The following is a 1,178-nucleotide window of genomic DNA, read 5'->3' on the forward strand; positions in this document are numbered from 1 at the left end:
CCCGGGCCGCAGGCCGGGGGCAGCATCGCCGACAGCGGCAGGATGCCCGCCCGGGTCGCCAGCAGGAGCTCCGGGCCGCCGAACTCGAAGAGCAGCTGACGGCAGCGGCCGCACGGCACGAGGACGTCGCCCTTGCCGTCCACGCACGTGAAGTGCGTCAGCCTGCCGCCGCCCGTGTTCTGCAGCTCCGAGACCAGTCCGCACTCGGCGCACAGCGCGAGCCCGTACGAGGCGTTCTCGACGTTGCAGCCGGTGATCGTGCGGCCGTCGTCGACCAGGGCCGCCACGCCGACCGGGAAGCCGGAGTACGGGGCGTACGCACGGGACATGGCGTCCAGCGCCGCCGCGCGCAGCTTGTCCCAGTCGACGTCGTGGGAGGCGGCCGGCGTCACTTGCCCTGGCCCTTCTTGTACGGCAGACCGTCCGCCTTCGGCATCCGCAGGCGTTGCGCGGACAAGGTGAGGACGATGAGCGTGACGACGTACGGCGTGGCGGAGACGACCTGGTTGGGCACCTCGTTGGTGGTGACGTACCAGGTGTACACCAGGGCACCGACGACCGCGGTGATCGTCGACGAGGCGTAGTTCTTGCGGATCACCAGCCAGATGGCGCCGATGATCAGCAGGAGGGCGCCGAGCAGCAGCAGGGCGTGGACGTTCTGGGAGCCGCCGCGCAGGTTGAGGCTGTCGGTGTAGCCGAACAGGCCGGCGCCCAGGGCGAGGCCGCCCGGCATCCAGTTGCCGAAGATCATCGCGGCGAGGCCGATGTAACCGCGGCCGCTGACCTGGCCCTCCAGGTAGAAGGGGTTGGCCACGATGGAGAGGAAGACACCACCGAGACCCGCGAGGCCGCCGGAGATGATCACGGCGATGTACTTGTACTTGTAGACGTTGACACCGAGGGACTCGGCTGCGACCGGGTTCTCGCCGCAGGAGCGCAGACGCAGGCCGAAGGCGGTGCGCCACAGGATCCACCAGGTGCCGGGGATCAGTGCCACGGCGATCAGGGTCAGCCAGGAGACGTTGGTCACCAGGCCGCCGAGCAGGCCGGCGATGTCCGAGATGAAGAACCAGCCGTTGTTGTTCAGGTCCCGCAGCCCGTCGGACAGGCCCGGCACGGTGAAGTGGCCGAGGGTGTCGACCGCCGGGGACTGCTTGGCGGAGCCGCCCGCGTGGCCC

General features: G+C 69.9%; 2 protein-coding genes. Both read right to left on the bottom strand.

From position 1 onward, the window contains the following. The coding region (locus tag ACIP93_RS37700; protein ID WP_401766996.1) for a cytidine deaminase at positions 1–329 on the bottom strand (329 nt) is incomplete at its 3' end. A 59-nt stretch (positions 330–388) separates the two neighbouring features. Beyond that, the coding region (locus ACIP93_RS37705; protein ID WP_401766993.1) for an ABC transporter permease at positions 389–1,178 on the bottom strand (790 nt) is incomplete at its 5' end.

It is taken from the genome of Streptomyces sp. NPDC088745, from assembly GCF_044751045.1.
GTDB lineage: Bacteria > Actinomycetota > Actinomycetes > Streptomycetales > Streptomycetaceae > Streptomyces > Streptomyces cremeus.